This window comes from Bartonella vinsonii subsp. berkhoffii ATCC 51672 (assembly GCF_902825225.1).
GTDB classification, from domain to species: domain Bacteria; phylum Pseudomonadota; class Alphaproteobacteria; order Rhizobiales; family Rhizobiaceae; genus Bartonella; species Bartonella berkhoffii.
Genome location: NZ_CADEAK010000361.1, coordinates 1 through 382, shown reverse-complemented (window position 1 = coordinate 382; position 382 = coordinate 1). Strand labels below are relative to the sequence as shown.

At 36.1% G+C, this 382-nt stretch carries 1 pseudogene; it reads left to right on the top strand.

Going from position 1 to position 382, the window contains the following annotated elements:
- Positions 1-113: 113 nt before the first annotated feature.
- A pseudogene (gene hrcA / locus J7R10_RS09615) lies at positions 114-382 on the top strand (heat-inducible transcriptional repressor HrcA); the annotation flags it as partial.

The window sequence follows — 382 nt, the reverse complement described above, 5'->3', positions numbered from 1 at the left end:
GTAGCATTTTTTCTATAAATATATGATATACTTTTGCACTGCTTTAGACTATTTGACCAAACCTTGGCAAGACTTATATAAAAGAGGTGTTTTAAAGTAATGAAACAATTGTGATGAAGCACAAACCTATTGATGATGAACTAAAATATCTTGATGAGCGTTCGCGGGATATCTTTCGCCATATTGTAGAAGCTTATCTTAATGATGGTGAACCTGTAGGATCACGAAATCTTTCTAAGCTTTTGCGACAGACATTATCACCAGCAACGATTCGCAATGTTATGAGTGATCTTGAACATCTCGGTTTGATTTATGCACCTCATGTATCTGCAGGTCGTATGCCGACACAATCAGGGTTACGATTTTTTGTTGATGCGTTTAT